Raw genomic sequence first — 23,165 nt, 5'->3', positions numbered from 1 at the left:
TCACCTCGCCTGGCGGATTTCACGCGAAATCATTGAGTAGGGTCGCAGCCGCGAAAGCCCCGCCCACCTGGTCCGCGCGGTATGATTCAAGATGACCTCCAGCTTTTTCCCGTCCGTCGTGGTTCGCCGGACGGCCTCGATGCCCATCCCGTAAAATTTCGGCCTCAGGCCCGCGGCCTTGAACACCTTCCGGTATAGCAGGATTGTCGCGAGCGGGCCCGGGGTCGTTCCGAAATAGTAGACCTTTCCCTTTCCGAACTCATTCACGGTCGCGCAGGGCATGCCGCGATAATGCTTTTTGCGATCCGTATACCGCGCGATGGGCCTGGCCGTTCCGGGGATGATCTGGTCGGCCCACACCTCGCCGTGCGCGGGAATCATTCCCACACGAATCTTCACCTTCGTCTCGTTCAGGGATTCGAATCGTTTTATCGTTATCCCCGCCATTTCGGCGAAGAGACCCGGGAGCTCCGTGCTGACCGCGTGATTTTTTTCATCGCGCGCCCCGGCCCTGAAGCCCAGCACAAGGTGTCCCCCCTGCCGGACCCACTCCTCGAGCTTTTTGACGAAAACAGGCGACGCCATCTGGTAGAGCGGCAGCAGGATGAGCTTGTAGCGTGAAAGGTCCACACCCTGCGCGCTCTTTACGTCGGTGTTCACGTTAAAGAGGACCGTGGGGGCGAACTGCCGCGCGCACTCCAGGTCGTATCCGACCTGCATGTATGGCTCGGGGCTTAAATAAAGTCCCTTGGACAGGTACTGGTCCCTGATCAGCCTTGAGTTGTCCTTGTCATAGACAAGACACGCCTGTGATTCGAAGGGCGTATCGGCGAAGCGCGCGTAGGTTGCGCCCTTTTCGCGGATATTGTCGCGTAGCGAGGCGTAGCGGCTGGTATCGGAATTGTCGGAGTCGAGTATCCCGTAGCAGAGCTGTTCCTGGGCGAACGCGGCGGTGCGCCACCTGAAATAAAAGATTTTATCTGCGCCCCGCGCGATCGCCTGGTCCGTCCACAGCACGGCCTGTTTTTCGGGGGGAAGATATCCCAGGCAGACGTGGCCCTGGAATCCGCTGAACTGCTCAAGGATCGCGAACGTGCCCGTGTCCTTGAGGCCGCGGATATAGCTCAGGGCATAGGAGATGAAAAAATAGGGCAGGGGCTCGTCCTGGTCACCCCACACCGGGTAGTTGTCATAGGCGGGGATGTCCATGGGACGCAGCATCTCCTCCATGTCGATAACGGGGGCGTGCGGTGCGGGGTAGAGGTTCGTGGTTATCCATTGATCTTTCGCGATATGCTTGCGCAGTATTCGGACCTGCTCCCCGGTGAAGGCCGTCGCCGAATCAGAACAGAAGCGGTAATAGTCGAGGTAGAGGGAAGGGTTTTGAATGGTCGCAACCTGGTCGCGCGGGACGGGCACCTGGTCGAACTTTGAATACGTGGTCCCCCAGAACACGGTCCCCCAGGCCCTGTTGAGCGCGTCAATAGTTGCATACTTTTTCCTGAGCCAGCCCCCCCATTGCCGCGCGCAATTGTCGCACACGCACCGGTCCGAGCCCTCGTGTCCGATCTCGTTGTCGATCTGCCACCCGATTACCCGGGAATCTTTCCCGTAATGCTTTGCGATCTTTTTCACTATCCTTCCCGCGGCCTTGCGATAGATCGCCGCGTTATAGCATCCCTCGCGCCGCGCCCCGAAATCCCGGGACATCCTGTTGGGGTTCACCTGCACCATGGCCGGGTCTTTTTCGTAGAGCCAGTAGGGAAATGTCGCCGTGGGCGTACCGAGCACGATGCCGATTCCCTGCGCGGCAAGGACGTCGATCGCCTCGTCGAAGAGCGAGAAATCGTATTTTCCTTCGCGGGGCTCCAGGAGCACCCACGCGAATTCCATGAGGCGCGCGGCCTTTATTCCCATCTCCCTCATTCTCCGGGCGTCCGATTCCCAGAGCGACCTGTCCCACTGTTCCGGGTAATAATCGACGCCGAATAAGACTCCCTTCCCTTCGTTTCCCATCTTGTTTCGCTCCTGTCAGGATGATTGTAAATCAGTATCCGGTAGCCGGAATTATTGCCAGTTATTTTCGGTCATGTGGTGGAAATTCAATTTCGGCAGTGGGACACAGCCGGAAAAATACATTGAGGCATCGCGCCGGGATGATATACTGGTTCGGGGGATTCGGCCTCATGCGCGGTTTAGACCGGACGCGTGCCGAACCATACAGCAGGAGGATAACCATGAAACACCCGTTCGCCGCATGCGTTTTCTGCCTTGTAGTATTGGTTTCCTGCACTACGGCCCCGCATGGAGGCATCCATGATCCCAATAAAAGCGATCCCGTCATAATCGGTTACAGCGCTCCTTTCCTGAACGTGCGTATCGAAGGGTCCACAATGCTCTGTACAAGGCAAAAAGACGTCACCTATGAAAAGCCGTGGAGCGATATCCCCGTCTCTTCCCGTCAGCGTACCTCGACGCGCTCCATGCCACAAGAGGAGCTAAGCGCCCTGCTGGGTGCTGCGGATGCGTGCGGATTTTTCACTTTAAGGGACGCGTATGGCGCATCGCCGGACGAGAGGCACTATGCCTACGAAATAACCATCACCCGTAAGGGAACGACCAAGGCGGTACTCTTTCGCAGCAATCCCGCGCGCGAATCAGCCCCGAAATGTTTCGTCGAGCTTCAGGAAAAGCTGGAAGGCATGGGCTGCAGATAGGCTCAAAGTTTTTTCGGCAGGTATGCGAGCGGATCGACCGGCTTTCCGCCGTGGCCTATCTCGAAATGTATCGAACCCCCCTCGGGTACCGCGATCGCCGTACCGGACTCCACGGTGTCCCCTTCCCGGACGCTCACGGATTTCAGCCGCGCATACACCGTCACGTATCGGTCCCCATGTGAGATGATGACATACGTACCGAAACCCCTCATGTCGCCGACCTTCTTCACCGTCCCCGAGGCGGCTGATACGACCGCCTGCCCGGATTTTCCCGTTATCTCGATACCTATGGGCTTGACCCCGTTGACGTCCTCGCGCGCGACCTTCACCACGGATCCGATCGGCCAGTTAAACCTGGGCGCCGGTGCATCGTGATCCTTCTTTTTCTGGACGCGCGCCTTTGCGGCGACGGGCGCGCTTTCGACCGGTTTTGCCACCGGCACCTTCAGGGGGAGACCCTTGTATATTTTGTCACGGGGCGAGATTCCATTCAGCGTGCAGATTTCTTCCACGCTGCATCCGTACCGCCGGGCGATCCCGGAAAGCGTGTCGCCTTTCTTTATCGTATGAATTTCTACGGAAACGGGCCTGGAAACGGTCGTTCGCTGCGGCGCGGGTTTCGGGTCATGCGAAGGGTGAGTTTCCGGCGTTTTAACGGCATCCTCGCGAACTGACTGCTTTTCGACCGAATACGTCGTCTCCCGGTCCTCCAGTCCCTGCAACTCCGCCAGTTTGGAATCGCTGAATTGCAGCCGTTCGTTGCGGGGGTTGTAATCGTCGATCACGGCGGGCGCAGGCCTGCGCACGGCATCCGTGCCGCGGTCCTGCCTTACCTGCGTGCGCGCGGGGGCGCATTGCAATAGAAATGCGCACAGCACCACGGCCGCTTGAATGAACATCCCTGTTCTTGCCACGAGAACAACTCCCACTGTTCCCCGCCGTATCGTCCTATCGGCGTTTGTATGTTGAAGAAAGGCAGGCTACCCCTTAATCTTTTTATCGGCACCGTGCACACAATAGTTGAGCAATTTGTTTTTTTCGGGCTGATACGCTTCCGGTCCCGGGCCTGCGGCGGGCATTTTGCCATTAATTTGAAATCAGTCACATATGTCATTGACAAGTCCGATTTTAAAATTTAACCTGTCCCTGTAATCCTAAATTCGAAAGGTAATCTAAGGTACTCCCGACATGAGCGATACGCCTGCACCCGGCACCCAGGGAAAAACAACGCCGGATTTCAGAAAATCCGAACTTAAGAAATCGAATTCCTCGTCCAGGCTTCTTTACCTCATCATGCAGTACCGGGAATCGCGGTTCTACCGGTGGATCAGCACCCACCCCGAGGTATCGATCGCCATTGTAGGACTGTGGGGAATGTCGATTATAATCATGTTTCTCTGGTTTGTGGTGACGCGCGTGGTCCAGGCCCAGTAAGGCCGTTCATTTCGGGATTATTACTTCCCGTTTTTCCGCCTCGTCCAGTTTCATGCAAAAATCCAGGAATTCCTTGTACTGTTCCGGGGCAATCCAGCCGGCCTGCACACGGACCTCTTTTATTATCTCCACCTCCGCGCTCCCCTTTTTCTTCTTTATCCGGATCCCCGCGGTCCCAAATTTACATGCGATATCTTCCTCGTACCCGTATTCCACGCCCGCAAATCTTTCCGGAAGAATGAAGGAATATCTCTCGACCTCGTTGATTTCCTCCTGGATGAGGAGCGGCAATGCGCGCTCCGCGGACTGGATGTAGCGCGTCGCGTCGGTTCTGGACGTCATCCCCAGTACTGCACGGTCACCGGGGGGTGGAGTGACGGAAAAGCATCTTCCCTTAATCGAAAGCACGAAGGGGGCGTCTACGGATTCCAGATTCGCGATTTCATACTGATCAATGGCAAGTGACGGGAGCAGCGCGCTGAAAAACTGGTTTACGGAACGCTCCTCGTGCAGGCTGTTGGCGAAGTATTCGCGGTAGGTACCATGACGTCCCTCCAGGGTCTCCCGTATGGTGCACTCAGCGTTTCCGCCTTCGTCTATTACAAAGCGATAGTCGCGGGTGATCTTATCCGGCCGGCGCGATCGAACCGTGCGCCGCTCGTAGCCGTTCTCCCCCATCACGAGCGCTTCCGTCCCCCGGAGCGAAGCGCTCACCATCCCGAATCCCGCGTAGCGTCGCGAGAAATCGAGCCATATCCCTTCGCTCCCCAGTCCGGGAATGAACAGCAGGATATCTGAGAACGCGCCGGGAGAAACAAACCTGCCCGATTCGGGAAGCTCTATCCGCTTCGCGAACGCGGGAAACGCCTTTATGCCGCAGCCCGCAAGGATGTTACGCGCGAGCAGCACCTTGTCTTCGACCGTTCCCTTGCGCTTATATTCCACGTCCCGCGGGCTGTCCGGATAATACAACGCATTGCCGGAGAGATCGATATCGTTTTCAACATACGAATAAACGCGTATCGCGGTTTGTTCGTCGTCCGGCCCGCCAAAGCGAAGTTTTATCGAGCGACCGTCCTGTCCGGGCTTGTTCATTAAAAGCCCCGCGTACCACTGGGTAATATCGCTCGCATCGATCATTGTCGATGCCCCGAAATAGGGCAGGTGATTCCCCGCGGCACCCGCGTTTTCCTCGTGCTTTATGAATGGAAGATTCTGCAGCCTGAGAGAATAGATTGCATTTTCGTCGCGGATTGTCATGACGGGGGCGGCATCGGCCCGGTGATCCATGGTCAAACGCACACTCGCGGGGGCTACTATCTTCAGGGAGAGGGCGTGCAGCGGCTCTTCGAAATCCTGAAGGATCATCGCCGGAATCGCCGTAAACCCCGATTCCCCCTGGATTGAGAAAGGGTTATCCACGCTGTAGGCGACGTGGATCGTCGACTTTTCCTTGAGATTTGCAAGATTGATGTAATAGGCGCCGTTGACCTCTTCTATCCTGAATGAATCGCTGTACCGTCCCTCCCCGTCATAAACCCTCGCGCGCAGGGGATGGATCTTCCCCGCAAGGGGCACCCGGTATTCGCCCCATTTTTCGACCCCCTTCTGGTCATGGACGTAGAGGACGTCCTCACACAAGGCCAGGGAGCTTCCATCTGCGTTAATTTTAAAAATATAATTTCTGAACACCACCTCGGAGGAATACTCCCCGTGTCCGCGCAGCGCCCATTGCACTATATGGTCCTCCGCCCTTTCATCCCGGTACCTTTCCAGGGGCTCCTCGATCTTTCCCGTCTTTACAAAATCCAGCAGATCCGCCGTGGCAAAGTCGGACGGATCCAGCCCGGCGGCTTTCTCCCAATCCATGACGGGATCGCCGCCTTCCAGGCGGCTAAGCCTTCCAAGACGCACGATATCCGCGGGCTTTTTACGCCGGATGGTATTTTTATAGAGCAGATTCCGCGCGCGGCGGTAATCGCCCGATTCTATGAGCACGTCGATAAGGGTGTCGTTCAGGGCACCGTCGCCGTTGAATCGTTCCAGCAGTTCGATAGCGGCCTTATGGTGCCCCTGGTCACGCAGGAGCCCCAGGAGCAGGCCGAACGCCCCCTGCCGGTACCCGCGCGCGAGTATCTTCCGGCAAAACTCCTCGCAGCGGACCACGTCCCTGCCCCGGTAATATTCGGCCATCTCCATGAGGGGCGCATCGGCGTGGGGAAACCCGGTCTGGAAATCGCGCGCGTGCTCCTCGAATTCTTTTTCATGTTCCAGGGAGCGCAGGAGCCCCGAGTATTCCTCCCTGAGCGGGAGGTACGAGGCCGCCCCGGTCGAGAGCCGGGCACCGAATATACACGCCTCCGAAAGGCTTCTCTGTTCCAGCAGCCGCTCGAATTTCATATGCGCCGCCGGCACGAAATCCGGGAACTCCGCCGCAAGCTCGTTCATGATGCGCGCGGATTCCAGGGCGAACGCCGATCCCTGTGCGCCATGGTTGTGTTCCCGCATTGCCGAAGCCATGAAAAACCTGCGTATTCCCGTTGGATCGGTCGTGCAGGCGGTCTTGTAATACTCCAGGGATTCGTCACTGTCGAGTTCGTGAAAATAATTTCCAAGGTGGAAGCTCGCTTCGATCGACCCTTTCGCGTGCAATTCCATCAGCTCGCTCCAGGGATATTCCATTACCTCCGCGGAATCGAGCGGCGTAGCCGCGATCTCGTCCGGGTTCGCTTCGCACGGCAGGGACACATCGGTGACATCGCTGGTGAGCATACGAAAGCTCCAGGCATCGCCGCGGTATACCTTTACCATTACGGTCAGCGCCCCGAATCCGCCTACCTCGAGCACGCGCAGCGAGCGTTGCGTTTCGCCCACGATATTTTTAAGCGCGATCCTCCCGTTGATGAACACGACGTACGAGGCGCGCGACTGGAAGCGAAGCCTTATCGGCCCCCCGCGCTTCAGGGTCGTGAGCGCGTAGGCGACCCCGCGTTCCGGAAACAGGAACTCGTCGAAATCCAGGATCGCGTCCGCGTTTTCCAGGCGGAGCACCCGCCGGTCGATCGACCGCATATCCTGCGCTGCCTCGGGAAGCCAGGGATAGTGGATATCGTATGCCCCGTACCGGTGGTAGGGTCCCGTAATGCTCCATTCGCGCACGGGCGCGAGCGCATCGGCGGCTTTTCTCGCCCCCGCGGCATCTTTCAAGGCGGCGAGCTTTTCGAGCTCCATCGATATCTTCATGACGAGGAGATTGCGCCGGGATTCGGGGACGCGTGAGGACCTGTCGAGGAGACCCCGCAGCGTCCTGTCCACGCGTTCATGGCCGACAACGTCCACAAGGCGCACCGGGTCGCCGATATACAGGAAGGCCTCGGGGCGCTCCGGGTGTTCCACCAGGAACTTCTCGATGTCCGCGAAAAGCGCGCCGAGATCGCCGCGGCGGAAATCCGCGTAAATTGCGGCACTTTTTTCCGCCGGGCCCGCGTATGAAGGAGCACTTGAAGCCGCATGAAGGCAAAGGGCGCCCATGAGAATCGCAGCCGCGCGCACCGCCGAAAGGCGTTTTCGATTCGTGCATACCCGCATTGTCTTCGTCATTTTTCATCGCCTCCCGACCCGTCCCGCCTTAACATGATCCTCTCCGCTTCCTTGCGGGCGATGAACAGGGCGAACTCGCGAAATTTCGGGTAATCATCCCTCGACAGGCGATACTCTGTTACGCGGACCAGGGAACGCGCCTCGATCACCCCGCCGCCCAGGTCCGTGTAGCTGAACTCGGCCCCGTATTTCGGGTGCGTCCATTTTTCGCTTCGAGGCACCGACCCGGGCGAGTACCCGCGCGGCAGGCGGAACCGAATCTCGGTCGAGGTTTCCCACGTGCGGGGGAGAATCAGCGGCAGCTCACGCGTCCTCATGAGCGCATACTCCCGGTAAAAGTCCGTGGGGATGAAAAAGGCTTTTAACCACGCGCCCTGGGACGAGATTTGCGCGAACGCGGGAATGCGCACCTCGTAGGCATAGCGTACGGGCGCATCGAGCGTTGCGCTCTTCACCTCCACGGGCCCTATCTGCGCCCCGGGGAACATGCCGTTCCAGTAGCCCGCTATGTCCTGCTTCCTGCTCTGCGGGTCAAACGCGAAATCGTAGCGCGCCGACGGGGCGAAGTCCCCCATTTTCACGATCTCTCGGGATAGCCGCGCGCTCCCGTCCTCCCCCAGCTCGATTTCGGTGCGCGCGGCGTCGAAATTTTTCGCGTAGGCGGGCCCGCCCGTGTTTACGATCGCGTAGCCGTGCGCGTCGACCACCAGGGTATTTACGTCCCTGTCCGATGCGGGAAGCTCCCTGTAGCCGCACATCTTCGCGGTGGCGTCCAGGAAGATGCCCCCCGCGACATCCGCATAGCAAATGGCATGGTTGAACTGCCCCAGCGAGGGAATCGAAAAATCGGCCTCCCCTTTGTCGCGGGTTCTCAGGAGCGCGATTTTCGCCGAGATGCCGGCTTCCTGTAAAAACGCCGCCAGCACCAGGGCCATGTCCTTGCAGTCGCCCATCCTGGTGGCATATGCCAGGTCCGCGCGGCGCGGCTGAAGTCCGCCTATGCCCAGTTCGAAGCCCACGTAGCGGACCTCCGCGCTCACGTGCTCGTAGATTTTCCGCACCTTTTCCTCGGGCCCGTCCGCGGGAAGGACGATCTCCTTCAGCTTTTTTTTCATCTCGTCGCCGGCCACGGCGCGATTGCGGAGCAGCGACGCGTACCATTGCTGCACCTCCGCCCAGTCCCTGTGGGAGAGAAAAAAAGCCGCGGGCTGGAGATCGAACGCCGGGGGCATGTAGGACTCGGCGCGGTAGGGCGCCGTGTTCTCGCTCGTGATCCGGTACACCCGTCGCCCGTCGGCCCTGATCTCCCGGAGCGCGGAGGCAGGAATTCCCCTGAGGCGGCAGTATATGGTTTTTTCGGCGGGAAAGCTCACCACGATATTCAAACGCATCACGCGATACTCGCCGCCCGTCGCGACCCGCTCGGAGAACGCCCCGTGGTAGACGGGGCCCGCTTCGCTTTTCACCCGGTACCGGAAGTCGATGACGCTTCCCTTGCGTATCGAGGGCAGGTTCACCGTCCGGGCGCTCACGTCGTAATAGAGCCTGCTCTCGGGCTCCGAGAGCGAATGCGTGTATCCCTCCGCGGCGTCGGTGCCGGCCCCGTCGTTGATCACCGTGCAGCGCACGTCCGTTATCCTGTCCACGGCCGGATCGAAGACGATATACTGCTGCCTGAAATCGTCCAGTATGCTCTCGTGTTGCAGCTTGTAAATCTTCCTTACGCTGCGCTCGTAGGAACCGTCCGCGAGCACGCGGTACATGGTTTCATCGAGCAGCATTACGGCGGGCTCGTCCGCGTAGGGCGCCGCGAGCCGTTCGAGCTCCTGCACCTCGCCCGCGTAGAGCAGATTGGAACCCTCGCGCGCCGCGGGCTTCAATGTCTCGATATATTGCTTTATGTAATAATTGCTGGGATCACAGGAGAGGGCTTCCTCGAGAAAATAGAGCGCGAGCGCCGATTTTCCCCCCCTGTGGTAGGCGACCCCAAGGTCGAAGAGAACCCGGCTGTCGAAGGGGGAAACGAGGCGCGCCGAGGCGAGGTACGGAATGCTTTCCGTGACGCCCCCGGTATGACGGACCAGTTCGGCCAGCGTATACCGCATGGTCGCGTCGGCGGGGAATGACGAAATCCCGGATTCCAAAACCCGCTGCGCCGCGTCGAAGTTCCCCAGCTCCTTGTGGCACGCGGCCAGCCGCATGATGAGATTTTTTGAGTGCCTGTCCATTTGATAAAGGGCGGCATACTGCTCCAGCGCGCGCCCGTAATCCTGCCGCGCAAAGTGGAATTCACCCAGGAAGGCGCGCCCCGAGGAGGGATAGGCCGTGGCAAGCAGCAGCCTTGCTTCGCGGAGGGCCTCGGTATCGAATCCCTTCGCGGTCAGCGCGTTCGCCCGCATCCACACGCCCGAGGCCGCGGCGGGATTCACGGACCGTATGGCGTCGATAAGCCTGAATGCCTCCGTCGTGAACCCCCCGTCGAGCATGAATCCCGCGCGAAGCCCGAGCGCCTCGACGAATCCGGGGTCCAGGGAAAGCACCTTGAGCGCCGTGGAATCGCGTCGGTCGAGCTCGTCTTCACAGAGGGCCTGGTAATACCGGGCCGCCGCCCCCCAGCGGGAATCCTCCGCCGCCGATTCGAAGAGGGCGATTGCCTCCCTCTCTTCTTCGCTGTGAAGCCCCGTGAAATAATAATAGTAGCCCTTGAGGAATGCCGCGCGGGCATCCGTGGCCTGACTATCGGACAGGGTGCTTGGCATCAGGACGGAGCGAATCTCCGGCAACCCGGCCTTCCCGGCCCCCTTCTCACCGGGCTCCGATACATCCGCCGGTGCGCCTTTTTCGTCCGTTATGCGAAGGGAAAAACTCACGCCCGCCCTGTGGGAATCGCCCAGCTTGACGAGCAGGCGATGCGTTCCGGCGTCGAGCCCGACCTCCAGGCAATACTGGTCGGGGTTGAAGCCATGCCTTTTCCGATTGTTGAAGACCCGCGTTCCGTCAATCCACATGTCCGCATAGCCCGACTTTCCGAAACACAGCCGGTATGCCCCTTTCCGTGCGACGGTTATCGTTCGGGACAGGTAATACAGACAGTTACCCGTCTCCATCGATCGCTCGGAGAGATCGAGTATTCCCGCAAGCGAGGTCGCGGCGCGGAACCATTTGACCCGGAACAGTTTCCCCTGGTACTCGGCGTCCCGGATTAATTCTTTTTCCGGGGGCAAAACGCTCTCGAATTCGGAGACGCCCTCGTTTTTGAAGGGTCCGATAATATCGAATTCCCGAACGCAGCCCATCCCGTCGAGGGCGGCGATCGCCGCGTCCCTCCTTCCCGCCTTCAGGAGCAGGAAGTTCCTGAGCGTCTGAACGCGCGCCGCGAGCCGGGGGGCCGAGGCGACCCTCGCGTTTTCCCCCAGGAGCCTGTCGCACCATTCCAGCATCGCGGGATAGAGCTCCGGGTATCCCGTGAGCTCCGATGCGCGCAGAATGTTGATTTCGATGGTCGCATAATCGTCCAGCGAAACGGTCCACGCAGCCAGCGCATCGAAAGCCTGGATGTAATTCCCCCGCGATTTCTGGAAAAGGTACGTATCTTCGGGGGGGGCGCCCGCGCGTCCGGACTCCGCCATGACGAGCAGGATAATCAGTGCGGCGGTTGCCTTGCATGCACGAAAATAGTTCATGGCAGTATCGATCCCGCCTATTTTTTTATAAGCCCCGCGGCCCGGTTCAGGATTTTTTTCGCGTCCTCGGTTCGCTCCAGGACGAGCAGCATGTGGGCATAATCCAGGTACGCCTCGTGAAAGTAGGGAAATTCAGCCAGGCAGCGCGTATACATTTCCTCCGCCTCGCCGTGCCTGCCCTGGGCTTCCAGGGCCTTGGCGCATTTATAGATGGGGTACGGATTCGATTCGCACGGGCCCAGCACCGCGCGATAATAGGATTCGGCGATCGTGTAATCTTGCTTTTCGAAAAAGATATCCCCAAGCTCAATCGAGGCGTAGAGGCTGCACGGCTGCTTCTCCTTGAGCATCACAAGCACCCGGACGCCGTCGTCAAGCCGCGTCGAACGGCGATAGAGAATATAGAGATTGTAATAGGCGTTCGCGGGCGCATCGGTCCCGGCGAGCAGCTCCTGAAAGAGCTGTTCGGCGTCCTTGTACTTCTCCATCTCGGCATAGACGCACGCCAGGTTGTTCAGCGCCCGCCCGTCGCCCCGCCCCGCGACCAGGATGGCCTTGTAATCGGCCACGGATTTTACGAGGTGATCGTTCTCGGGCGAATTGATATGATGAAAGCGCGCGAGCATCCACCGCTCCGCCAGGCTCTTCCCCGGCCGGGCGTCGATTTCGGCGGCCCGCTCCTTCGTGATGTCCGGCATCGCCTCCGGAAACTGGAGCGAGAGCGGAATCCCCGATGCAGTCGTCCGGCGGTATTCGCCGTCCCCCGAGACCCGCGCACCCGCGCAACCCGCGGCACAGTGAATCGTCGGCACGAACAGGCACAGGAGAATTGCAAATCCGGGTAACTTTTCAGGCAGATATCTTCTCATATGCGCAGGTAGCATAGGACGCAAAAGTGAAAATAAAAGCAAAAAATTATAGTCCTTGATTTTTTCTCTTTTTCGCAGGGTTATTTAAAGGGTCGGGTCAATCAAGGGATATCGGAGGTCTTATGAAAAAAACATTACTGCTCGGCACGGCGTTAATCACGCTCGTTCTCGCGGCCGCCCCCCTTACGCCCCAGAACAGGATGATTGTCGCGATCCTCGACTTCACCAACTCGACCGGTGACAGCGCCAACAATTACCTGCAGGCCGCCATCCCGGAGATGTTCAGCACCAACCTCGCGCAAAACCCCGCGATCACCGTGCTTGAGCGCGACAGGGTGGAAAAGCTTCTAAAAGAAAAAGGGCTCATCATGAGCGGGCTTGCCGAAGGCGACGAATCGAAAATAGGCAAGATCCTCGCCGCGGAACAGCTGCTGACCGGCAGCATCATCAAGGCGGGAACGGTGCTGCGCATCGACGTGCGTCTCGTCGAGGTCGCCACCGGAAAAATTATCGCCTCCGAAAAGCACCAGTGCGCGTCGGTGAACGAAATCATCGATTCGGTGGACGTGCTCTCCGAAACCGTGCTCGCCAGGCTCACCGGCAAACCGGCACGCATAGTACGCGATATCGAACCGGCGGTCATTTCCGTTACCGGCGACTCCCTTGTGTCGATGGAGTTATTACAAGAGAATCCCTACTACCTTGCACGCTCGAACAAGCCTTACCATTTTCGAACGGGCTTTATCGCCAAGGAGCTCAAGATGAAAAAGGAGCGTGTCCCGCTTAACATCTGCGTCGTCCTGGACCGCAGCGGCTCTATGGACGAACAGGGAAAGCTGGACTACGCGAAGCAATCAATCGCGTTCGTGATAAAAAACCTCGCGAAATCCGACATCTTCTCGCTCGTAACCTATGACGACGCCGTTGAAGTGTACATACCGCCCACCGCCGTGACCGACAAGAACGCGCTTTCGGAAAAGGTTAGCAAAATCGAGACGGGGGGCAGCACCAACCTGAGCGGGGGCATGCTCGAGGGTTACGAACAGGTTAAGAAAAATTTCAAGGCGAACCAGGTGAACCGGGTCCTGCTCATTTCCGACGGCCTCGCGAACGTGGGCGTCACGGAACCCGACCAGATCCAGCAGATCGCCCGCGGGCAGTCCAAGTCGGGGATATCCATCTCCACGTTCGGTGTGGGACAGTCGTTCAACGAGATCCTCATGACAGGCATCGCGGAATACGGCAATGCAAACTACTACTACATCGATAAGCCCGATAAGATCGCCGACATCTTTTCGAGAGAGCTTAAGGGATTGCTCGCGGTCGTTGCACAGAACTGCACCCTGACCATCGGTTTCCCTGAAGGGGGAACGATCGAGGGGGTATCCGGTTACAAATATGAGACCACGCCCGGCGGAATCGCGATAAAACTCGGCGATCTCGTTTCGGAGGAAAAGAAGCTCGCGCTCATCCGGATAATCCCCGGCGCCGCGCAGGGCGCGCGCGCCGTCGCCGCTCGGGTGACCTACACCTACGATGACGTGGTCACGGGCAGGGGCCGCGTGACCGAAAGCCGGGACGCGGTGATCACCCCCACCGCCGACCAGGAACTCATATCGAAAAATTACATCCCGACGGTGCTCAAAGACGTCGACATGTTTGCCTCCACCGACCTGATGCAGAAAACGATGGAAATGGTGGACAGCGGCAGGCTCGATGACGCAAAGAAAAACCTGGATACCAACCTGGCCCTCATGCGGGGCAGCCTTAAAAAATATCAATCCCGGGAGCTCAAGCGCCAGGTTCTGAATATCATGGAATACAAAGAATCCCTCGACCAGTTGTCGAAATCGGCCGCGCCAGGCTATAAAATGGAGGAATCCGACGACTACCAGAGAATGCAGAAATCCGGCAGGAGCAGCCAGTACGAGCTCATGAAAAAGAAATAGAAACGATCAGCCGGGGCCCCTCAGCGCCTGGCTCTCGTCCTGGACAATATCCAGGCACAGTATGCGTTTCAGGTATTTATGATCGCGGAATGCGACCGAGATGGTGATGCAGATATGCCGCGATGCGAGGGAGATGTAGGGCTCGGTCGTATACTTGAGAAGGCCCGACGCGACGAGAAAAAAATAATCCTTTGAGGACTGGTCGGCTCCCTTCTGGGCCGGCTGGAAGAAAAACCCCTGGGGCGAAGTTTGCCGGCCTTCCGGGAACACGGTCGCGCTTGCCTGCTGCCCATCGCTGTCGAGCACGTAGGCGCATTCGAGCTCCGGGTAGCGTTTTACGAGGGCGTGCAGCGTGGGATCGAACAGCTCCTCGTCCACCTTCGAGAGCTCGGCGACGAAGTCATTGATAATCTGGCTGTAGCTCTTGTGCTGGGCCTTGCGCGTGTTGATCTTATTAACAATATTCTTCCGGGACGTAAGCCCGATCCCGGCTATTTTTTCCTCCACGGCGCCCTTGACGGCGACAATGTCATCCGCCGCCTGCGCGAAATAGAAACCCTGCAGCATGTCCGCCCCGAGTTCGAGGGCCGATAACACCTGGTCCTCGGTTTCCACCCCTTCCGCCACCACGAGCGAACCGGTCTTGTGGGCGAGGGAGACCAGGGCCTTGAACATCTCCCGGCTGTGGTAGCCGCTGTTAATCTTCCCGGTAAGCGCACAATCGATCTTGAGCACATCGGGTTTCACCACGCTGATGCGCTCCAGGCTCGAGTATCCCGATCCCACGTCATCGAGCGCAATCAGGAATCCCCTGGATCGATACGCGGTAACAAATGTTTCAAGAAGGTCCATCCCGCACGAATTCGACTCGGTGAGCTCTATAAGGACGCGTCCGGGCGGCAGTCCGTATTTCTCGACCGACTCCATCAGGTGATTCGATCCCGACCCCTCGGCAAGGGCGGCCGGATCCAGGTTGATCGAGAGTATATATTCATTCTCGCCGGTATTGAGCGATGCGTACCGCTCCAGCGCCTTCGATCTGCACAGGCGGTCGAGCTCGAGCGAATGCCCCCCGGCGGCCGCCTCTGCGAACATCTCAAGGGGAGAGATGGTTTCACCGCCCCGCGCGGCAAACCTGCTCAGGGCCTCGAAGCCGATAATGGAATTTTTCTTGACCGATATGATGGGCTGGAAAACGGTGCGCACCGACCCTTCACGCATGACCTCTTGGAACCGGCTGCTGGTCACTCCCATTTCCACCCCCCCGCCCGGACCTGCGGCCCGGAATACGTCGTATAAGAAATTATTACTCAGTCTTTACTATCGGGAGGCGCTGAACAGCATTTTTCGGGGGAACCCTTGAATTTTTACACCACAGTAACAGGAAATCGGATAACGAGAGGGATTGCGTGTGGGCGATACTGGACTCGAACCAGTGACCTCCTGCATGTGAGGCAGGCGCTCTAACCGACTGAGCTAATCGCCCCCTTGAACGCGAAATAGCTTATGAAAGGCACATTGGATATGTCAAGCATTTATACCCGCCGGGCCGTCAGTTGACCATTCGTTTACGCGCCTCGAAAAGGGACTCGATCGCGCGCCCCGAGTCGCCCTTCAGCAGGTAGCACAGGCTGAGGGAGATGAGCTCATCCCGCTGGATGGCGTCCCCCTTCGCCTCGAGGCCTATGATTTTATCGCCGATAGAGCCGTAGCAGTCCGTATAGACGTCAACCGGTACCTCTTTCACGAAATCGTCATAGCGGCGGAATTCCTCTTTCGTCGCCGACAGGTCGATGAATTCCCTGGCCGATTCGTCCACCCGGTTAAGCCGGTAGAGCACATCGGCGCGAAGCTTGCGCATGACCGCGTTCGATTCGTCCCCCGACAGCAGCGTGCTGACGAGCTTTAACGCCCTTTCGTAATCCTTCTTCTCATAATAGATGATCGCCAGCGCGGTCATCGCGACCCTGTTGGACGGCGAGGTTTTCAGCACCCTCAGGAAGCAGGATTTGGCGGCGTTAAGATTTTTAAGCCGGCTGAACGAGAGCCCCATGACCAGCATTGACATGGGAAATGACGGATTGAGGTTTCTGGATTTCTCCAGCGCGAGGACCGCCTTCTTGTATTCGCCGCGTTTATAGTGAATGCTCCCAATATTGAAATACGTGACGTGGTCCTCTTGAACCAGGAGGGCTTTTTCATAGCAGGCCATGGCCTCTTCGTAGCGGTTCATTCGTGAATAGAGCGATCCAAGGTTCAGGTAGCTTTCCTTGTGCCCTGGATTCTCTTTCAGTATCGAGGCATATTCGCCCAGTGCCATTTCGAATTTTTCCTCCGTTTCAAACTGGACGGCCTTCAGGAACCGGGCGGCGAGGGCTTGCTTGTTGGAATTTCCGGAATCCAGGCTCACTCTCCCCATCCCCGCCCCGAATCTCCGAACACGGGACCGTCGCATCTCTGAAAATATCGGTAGGGAACTGACTCTGATAAAGTCAAATAAATGCCATGAAGACGCGTCACAGCTGGATATACACGAACTCGCAGTCGCTTTTCCCCTGGTTCGTCCACCTGCCGGCGAATGAGCGATCGAGGAGAACCGCATCCCCCTTCCGGAAGAGGTGTTCCTCCCCGTCTATCACGAGGCCAAGGGTGCCGTTCACCACGATTATGTACTCTTTTCCCTTGTGCAGGAGTATCGGTCCATCGTGCGACTCGTTTCCGGGTATGGTTACCAGGTAGGGAATAGGGCCCTGGGTTTTTTCATCGGCTATGCGGGCGATCTTGAGATTGCTCACCATGGCAAGCGGTATATCCTTCTTTCGATATATCCGAAATCCCTCGGCCTGGCTGTCGATCGTTTCCACGTTGATGAAATACTCGACCGGCTTCTTGAAGATCGACGCCAGGTGTACCAGGGTCGTGAGGGAGGGCGTGATAAGATCGTTCTCTATCTGCGAGATCGCCCCGGGCGTCATCCCGAGCCTGGAGGCGAGTTCCGCCTGGGTCATGTTCATGGTCTTGCGAAGCCCCTTCACCTTGATCCCTATTTTGAACGCGTTATTGTCGTATACCTCTTCGAATTCTATCTCCTCATCGATAATCCGGAACATATAGGGCGTCGATAAATTCGTGGAGGGTCTGCCTTCAAGCTTATGGATTTTAAGCGCATACTGGTCCGAGCTGATATTGGACATGGACAGCACGATTTGCGTGATGTGGGTCAGCCCCGCTATGAACTCTTTCGAGTGGGCCTCCTGCTCGAGTATCCAGTACGCGATCGTGTTCATCTCGTACAGCTTGGGACAGGTAAACCCGAACATGTCCAGAACCGAGCGCTCGTCCTTCCAGAGCTCGTTCATACCGGTAAGACTGTCGAATATATAGAACGACCCGTCGCGATTCGCCGACTGTATCGTGTTCATGGTCTCGAGAAACGCCGCCATGTCGCGGGGATTCTGTATGCAGGTGACGCGCGAAAGGTCGTAACCTTCTTCGTTATGATAGAAATCCAGGAAGACGGGATCGCTGTTTCCCTTGCCGTGCGTAAAGGCATCGATCAGGATAAAGTTGTAATTTTTGAAAATCTCGTCGAACCGCTTGCAGACGGTATGCGGCGCATAGTTGAAGCTCACATAGATAATGGAATTCTGAAAATCATTGATTTTCGTGAAAAAGCTCTTGATGAAGAATTCGATGGGCACCGCGTTCGCGATCTGCCACACGACGTTATCGCCCAGCTTGATACCGCCGACAAGCTTGTCAAGATACCTGATTCCCGTACTGATCATGTTCTCGCTCCAAAAAAACTATTTGGTGCCCGGACCCGGGGGCATCCCCTTTCCGCTTATTTTGATAGATATATACTATTTCAAGTATAAGGTATCCGATGCGACCTTTCCCTTCAAAATTAAAAACGGATCGTGCACGCCCGGGGCCGCTATTTTACATTTATGAAACCTTTCACCGGTTTTCAAGGGCAATCCGCCGCTCGTCGCGCAGTAGAGACCCGAAGAGCCTTCCCGGGGAACCGGTTCCCGGCCATGATGCATGTACAGGTATAAAAATCTACTTGTAAATCGGCCACGGTACCGGCCAGAATGAGCCATCCGCTTTGCGAATCGCCAAGGAGCACTGAACATGATTCCGGTAAAACGCCTGGGGGACCTTTCCTCCGCCGAGCTCGACTCTCTACTCAACCGATTTGGCGACGATTTCAGTAAAATCCTGATCGATACGGTCATCCCCCTCGTGAACGACGTACGCATCAACGGCGACGATGCGGTGAGGAAATACACCGAGCGTTTCGACGGTATGAGGCTCGACTCACTGCTTGTCGCGGAAAAGGAAATCGAGGACGCGTATGCGCGCACCCCCGCGGACGCGATCGAGGCGTTTTCCCGGGCAAGGGAAAACATCGAGGAGTTCCATGAGTATCAGCGCAAAAAATCCTTTATTTATACGCGCCCCGACGGCACGACGCTTGGAATGAAGTACGAAGCGATAGAGCGTGTCGCGCTCTACGTTCCGGGCGGCAAGGCATCGTACCCGTCCTCCGTGCTCATGGGGGGCATCCCCGCAAAAATCGCGGGCGCGCGGGAGATCACGGTCATCACGCCCCCGGACGCACGGGGTTCCGTGAACGACGCGGTGCTCGCGGTGTGTAAGATCCTGGGACTTACCAGGATACTCAAGGCCGGGGGCGCCCAGGGAATCGCGGCGGCCGGGTTCGGTACCGGGACCGTGCCAAAATCGGACATTATTGTCGGCCCCGGGAACGTCTACGTTACCGCGGCCAAGACCTATCTTTTCAGCCTGGGCGTGATCCAGATCGATTCCATGGCCGGCCCCAGCGAGGTGCTCATCATCGCCGACGAAACGGCCAATCCCCGGTGGGTCGCGTACGACCTTCTCTCTCAGGCGGAACACGAGGAAATGGCGCGCGCGGTGCTGGTGACCACCTCCTCCGAATTCGCGGAGCGCGTGCGCGAAGAGGTCGCGAACGATATCCGGACGGGCGGCGGCAGGATCGAAATCAAGAAGAAGGCGATCGCGAAGAGCTTGCTGCTCATCGTTTCCACCCTGGACGACGCCATCGAGTTTTCCAACCGCTACGGACCCGAGCATATGGAGTTCATGGTATCCAATCCGCTCGAATACCTCGGCCGGATAAGGAATGTCGGCTCGCTCTTCCTGGGGCACCACGCGCCGGTCGCGGTGGGCGATTATTTCTCCGGAACGAACCACATCCTTCCCACGGGCGGAGCCGCGCGATTCTCCTCGGGCGTCTCGGTCGAAACATTTTTGCGGCGCACGAGCTTCCAGCACCTCACGCCCGCGGCGTTGCGGTCGGCACAGGGTCCGGTGGGCATCATGTCCGGTATAGAGGGATTCGCCGACAAGCACGGGGGGTCGATAGACATTCGTTTCAAGAAATAGCCGCGGGCGCGGATATCAAAGCATCGACAGCACGTAGCGCGCCAGCGCCGGTGCGGCGGTAAGGCCCGGGGACTCGATACCCAACAGGTGTATCACATTCGAGGGCCGGCGAACTACCACGAAATCCTCGCACCTCTCCCCGTTCAGATATACCCTTGGCCTGTTGCCTGAGTAGCCCTCATTAAGCTCGATGCGCGCCGCGGTTGCCGCATCGATCATCGAGGCGAGCGAAGAGGAAAACTCCTCGCGTGGCGTCCTGATCTCGTAATCGTCTTTAGCCTCCGTGTGCGTTTCCGACGGGCCAAGCAGCACCTCGCGGCCAAACGTGGGGGTCAGGTGAACGCCCAGCGTTCCGGTATGGACGGACGGCGGCGGATATACGGGAACCCGGCATTCGATGCTCACCGTGGAGTAGTAATCCCCCTTAAGCGGCCTGACCACGTAGCCATGCAGTCCGCATTCGGCCGCAAGTTCATCCGCGTACAGGCCGGCACTGTTGACGAACAGGTCGGCGAGGAACTCGCCTCGATCGGTAACACACACGTTGCCCCGAATCCCCCGCACATTACACGGGGCAATCACCGAAACCCCCGCCTGGTAGAGGGCGGCCTTCATTCGGTCCATGTAATCTGCCGCGTCGACGATCGCGGTGCTGGGCGAATAGAGCGCGGCAACGCATTCAATGTAGGGGAGATCGCGTTTCACACGCGACGGCGTGGCGGGCTCCACCGGGGCGCCATTCTCCCCGGCCGATTCACGAAGCCGTTCGATTTCCGTGATTTCGGAATCGGTGCGCGCGATAATATACTTGCCGGTCTCGCGAAAGGCGACGTCGTGATCGCGGAAAAATTCCCTTGAAAGGGCATTGCCCTCGACACACAGGCCGGCCTTCAGGGAATATTTTTTATAATAGATCCCCGCGTGGAGCACCCCGCTGTTCCGGCTCGATGTCTCCTGGCCCAGCCGCTCATGGCGCTCGAACAGGTATGTTTCATATCCCTTCCGGGCGAGGGCGTACGCCACGTGGCACCCCACCACGCCTCCACCGATCACCGCCGCCCGCTCCATCACTGCGCTCCCCGGGCACCAATCATTGTTACCTTCACCCTGAGCGTTTTCATGGTGAAGGAGGTCAGCTTGTCGGGCCGCGCCGCGAGCAGGTCGAACTCGATCTTCGCCCCGTCTTTTATGGGGGGCGGCAGGCTCACCTGGAGCATCGTGGTGCTCGCGATTCGGCCCACGCCCCGGCATACATGGCAGTCCCGGTCGCTCCCTGTACACAGGGGACAGAGCACGCGTGTGGGAAGGTCCACATAGGCGATTATGCCTTTCTTCGCCTCCACGGCCGTTATGAATATCTCCACATCCTGGCCGAATTTACGCACCCGCTCGCCGCGGCGGATGCTTTTGTTGAGCAGGCGGGTCTTGAGAAGGCCCTCCAGGGAAATCGAATATTTCACGCGCTTTCGCGGAAGGAACACGAATCCATGCGGACTCTCCCGCTGCACCGAAAACAGGAGCCGGTCATATTCCTCCCTTAGCGCGTCATCGATCAACACCTTGTAGCCCTTAATGAGCAGCTCGGCTTTTTTTCTGTAATCGAGCGAATTCTCGCCCGAACTATCGGGATGATAACGCTTGATCAAGACGCAGAAAGAGGAACGTATCGCGGCCTTGTCCGCATCGCGCGGCACGTTCATGATGTCATAATAATTTACAAGGTTTCCCCTGTCGTCATGGGACGATTTATGCACCCTTCCTCCCTGTTCGGAAAACTGGTTGCAATGCTATCTCATCCGCGGCAATACGGAAACACTTTTTCCAAGGAGGAGGCCATGGGCCGGCGCACCTCGGTTATTCTTTGCCAGCCGGACGAGCGGCGCGGCTGCAGCGCATGCTGCGGATTGTTCAACCTGGGAGACCTTTCCCGATCCGCGCTCACGCGCTATCTCATGGGAGCGGAAAGACGCCTCGATTCGCCGCGCCCGGACGATGAGTCTGTTTCGCTCCCCGGCGGGGAACCGGTGCGCGATACAGGCTCCCATATCTGTCCCTACCAGGGATTTCTCGACGGGAACCCCGCGCGTCCCGGCTGCCTGCTTCATCCGCTGCATCGCGGGGAAGACCTGCGGAACCGCTCGCTCTTCGGCAGCACTATCTGCGCGAATTACCTCTGCCCCGCGCATTACATCTTCACCGATGAACACGCACGCATACTGGTGGAGTATGTTGAGGATTGGTATCTCTATTCGATTGCGATAATCGATCCGGAATCATTCGTGTGGATGGTCGACACGCTGGTGGGGAAGATAGAGATTAAATTGGGGGGGTCCGATATCGCTGTTCTCCGGAGGATGCTCATACGTGCCCTCGAGATCCACGCGGAAAATCTGGCCCGGCTGCGCGCTCCGGTGTTCCATTACGCGCTCTCGGAATATCTCGCACACAGGGGCGTTTACTCCCTTGCCGCGCCGGGCGACGCCGCCGGGGACGAAAAAGCGCGCATAATCGACGAATGCGCCCGCTTATGCCTTTGAATCCCTCTGCCTGGCGATCGCCACGACGTCGCGCACCTTTTGACTGCTGTTCTTGTCCATGATGAGAATGTCGTTGCCGGACTCGACCACTACCAGGTTTGACAACCCCACGAGCGCGACCCTGCTTTTCTCCGTGAACACCGAGCAATTCCGGGAATCGATAAAAATCATACGCTCGACCTCGGGGCCCCTGTTCATTGATTCGTCCGGCTTCAGGATATCGTCGATGGAATTCCAGCTCCCCAGGTCGGCCCATCCGAAATCGGCGGGGATTACCACCCGGTTGTCCGCCTTCTCCATTATGCCGTAATCGATAGACACGGAGTCTATCGCCGAAAATATCTTCTGCTTGACCGCCCACGATTCGTCGCCGTTCGAGGCGATTTCTTCCGCCGTCATTTTCCTGAGCGGATCGAAGGCGAAGTAATGCGCCGGCATAAGGCGCTTCATTCCCTCGAGTATTATGGATGTGTTCCAGGCGAATATGCCGCTGTTCCAGAAGTAGTTTCCCTCTATGACATAACGCCGCGCGGTCTCAAGGTTTGGTTTTTCCACGAACATGTCCACACCCTTCACCGCGCCGCCGTCCTTGAGCGCCTTAATATACCCGTACCCCGTCTCGGGATACTCCGGCTTTATCCCGATCGTCACGAGCTTGCCGGACTGCGCCTGTTCGACGGCGGTCCGCAGCACGGAGGCGAACTCCTCGTCCCGCTTGATAAAATGGTCGGCAGGCAGCACGATCATGACCGAGTCATCGAACACCCTGGAAAGATACGTGGCCGCGTACAGCACCGCCGCCGCGGTATTGCGCGGCATGGGCTCCGAGAGGATCGTTCCCTTCATCCCGGTCTTACGAAGTTCTTCCCCGGATTCATTCTCGTAGCGCCGGGCGGTCACGACAAGGCACATGGCAGGATCGAGAGGCATAAGCCGCTTG

At 58.2% G+C, this 23,165-nt stretch carries 16 protein-coding genes and 1 tRNA gene; 5 read left to right on the top strand and 12 right to left on the bottom strand.

The window, feature by feature from the left end; translation table 11 throughout:
• Entirely contained in the window at positions 1–2,016 is a 2,016-nt protein-coding gene (locus EPN93_05070) for a beta-galactosidase (protein ID TAL38035.1), read from the bottom strand.
• A 221-nt stretch (positions 2,017–2,237) separates the two neighbouring features.
• On the opposite strand from EPN93_05070, the gene EPN93_05065 reads away from it, so the two are divergent.
• Positions 2,238–2,717 (top strand): hypothetical protein, encoded by a 480-nt coding sequence (locus EPN93_05065; protein TAL38034.1) that lies wholly within the window; start codon positions 2,238–2,240, stop codon positions 2,715–2,717.
• A 2-nt stretch (positions 2,718–2,719) separates the two neighbouring features.
• Here the strand turns inward: EPN93_05065 and EPN93_05060 are convergent, their stop codons facing one another.
• Positions 2,720–3,631: a LysM peptidoglycan-binding domain-containing protein gene (locus EPN93_05060; GenBank protein ID TAL38033.1), complete on the bottom strand. Its 912-nt coding sequence runs from the start codon at positions 3,629–3,631 to the stop codon at positions 2,720–2,722.
• A gap of 274 nt (positions 3,632–3,905) precedes the next feature.
• Here EPN93_05060 and EPN93_05055 point away from each other — a divergent pair, with 274 nt between their 5' ends.
• Positions 3,906–4,151, top strand: coding sequence for a hypothetical protein (locus EPN93_05055; protein ID TAL38032.1), 246 nt, complete (start codon positions 3,906–3,908; stop codon positions 4,149–4,151).
• A 6-nt stretch (positions 4,152–4,157) separates the two neighbouring features.
• Here EPN93_05055 and EPN93_05050 read toward each other — a convergent pair whose 3' ends face one another.
• The 3 genes from EPN93_05050 to EPN93_05040 are packed head-to-tail and all read right to left on the bottom strand — an operon-like array spanning position 4,158 to position 12,318.
• Positions 4,158–7,751 carry a hypothetical protein gene (locus EPN93_05050; protein ID TAL38031.1) on the bottom strand — a complete coding sequence of 1,198 codons (3,594 nt, stop codon included), beginning with the start codon at positions 7,749–7,751 and terminating at the stop codon, positions 4,158–4,160.
• On the bottom strand, positions 7,748–11,434 hold the full coding sequence (locus EPN93_05045; GenBank protein TAL38030.1) for a DUF3857 domain-containing protein: 3,687 nt from the start codon (positions 11,432–11,434) through the stop codon (positions 7,748–7,750). Before EPN93_05045 ends, EPN93_05050 begins: the two co-directional genes overlap by 4 nt.
• A 17-nt stretch (positions 11,435–11,451) precedes the next feature.
• On the bottom strand, positions 11,452–12,318 hold the full coding sequence (locus EPN93_05040) for a tetratricopeptide repeat protein (GenBank protein ID TAL38029.1): 867 nt from the start codon (positions 12,316–12,318) through the stop codon (positions 11,452–11,454).
• A 107-nt stretch (positions 12,319–12,425) separates the two neighbouring features.
• On the opposite strand from EPN93_05040, the gene EPN93_05035 reads away from it, so the two are divergent.
• Positions 12,426–14,252, top strand: a complete 1,827-nt coding sequence (locus EPN93_05035) for a VWA domain-containing protein (GenBank protein TAL38028.1) — start codon at positions 12,426–12,428, stop codon at positions 14,250–14,252.
• A gap of 6 nt (positions 14,253–14,258) precedes the next feature.
• Here the strand turns inward: EPN93_05035 and EPN93_05030 are convergent, their stop codons facing one another.
• From EPN93_05030 to EPN93_05015, 4 genes are all read right to left on the bottom strand, one after another.
• Positions 14,259–15,506, bottom strand: coding sequence for an EAL domain-containing protein (locus EPN93_05030; protein ID TAL38027.1), 1,248 nt, complete (start codon positions 15,504–15,506; stop codon positions 14,259–14,261).
• A 158-nt stretch (positions 15,507–15,664) separates the two neighbouring features.
• A tRNA-Val gene (locus EPN93_05025) sits at positions 15,665–15,738 on the bottom strand.
• Positions 15,739–15,804: 66 nt separating this feature from the next.
• Positions 15,805–16,854 (bottom strand): tetratricopeptide repeat protein, encoded by a 1,050-nt coding sequence (locus EPN93_05020; GenBank protein ID TAL38026.1) that lies wholly within the window; start codon positions 16,852–16,854, stop codon positions 15,805–15,807.
• Positions 16,769–18,040, bottom strand: a complete 1,272-nt coding sequence (locus EPN93_05015; protein TAL38025.1) for an XRE family transcriptional regulator — start codon at positions 18,038–18,040, stop codon at positions 16,769–16,771. Before EPN93_05015 ends, EPN93_05020 begins: the two co-directional genes overlap by 86 nt.
• 349 nt (positions 18,041–18,389) lie before the next feature.
• On the opposite strand from EPN93_05015, the gene hisD reads away from it, so the two are divergent.
• On the top strand, positions 18,390–19,688 hold the full coding sequence (gene hisD / locus EPN93_05010; GenBank protein ID TAL38024.1) for a histidinol dehydrogenase: 1,299 nt from the start codon (positions 18,390–18,392) through the stop codon (positions 19,686–19,688).
• A 15-nt stretch (positions 19,689–19,703) separates the two neighbouring features.
• On the opposite strand, the gene EPN93_05005 is transcribed toward hisD, so the two are convergent.
• Positions 19,704–20,939, bottom strand: coding sequence for an FAD-dependent oxidoreductase (locus EPN93_05005; protein TAL38023.1), 1,236 nt, complete (start codon positions 20,937–20,939; stop codon positions 19,704–19,706).
• Positions 20,756–21,442, bottom strand: coding sequence for a hypothetical protein (locus EPN93_05000; protein TAL38022.1), 687 nt, complete (start codon positions 21,440–21,442; stop codon positions 20,756–20,758). Before EPN93_05000 ends, EPN93_05005 begins: the two co-directional genes overlap by 184 nt.
• Before the next feature lie 81 nt (positions 21,443–21,523).
• On the opposite strand from EPN93_05000, the gene EPN93_04995 reads away from it, so the two are divergent.
• Positions 21,524–22,225 carry a hypothetical protein gene (locus EPN93_04995; protein TAL38021.1) on the top strand — a complete coding sequence of 234 codons (702 nt, stop codon included), beginning with the start codon at positions 21,524–21,526 and terminating at the stop codon, positions 22,223–22,225.
• Here the strand turns inward: EPN93_04995 and EPN93_04990 are convergent.
• On the bottom strand, positions 22,214–23,165 hold a 952-nt coding region (locus EPN93_04990; GenBank protein TAL38020.1), incomplete at its 5' end, for a mannose-1-phosphate guanylyltransferase. The genes EPN93_04995 and EPN93_04990 overlap by 12 nt on opposite strands.

This window comes from Spirochaetota bacterium, assembly GCA_004297825.1.
Lineage (GTDB): Bacteria > Spirochaetota > UBA4802 > UBA4802 > UBA5368 > FW300-bin19.
This window is presented reverse-complemented; position numbering and strand designations above follow the sequence as displayed.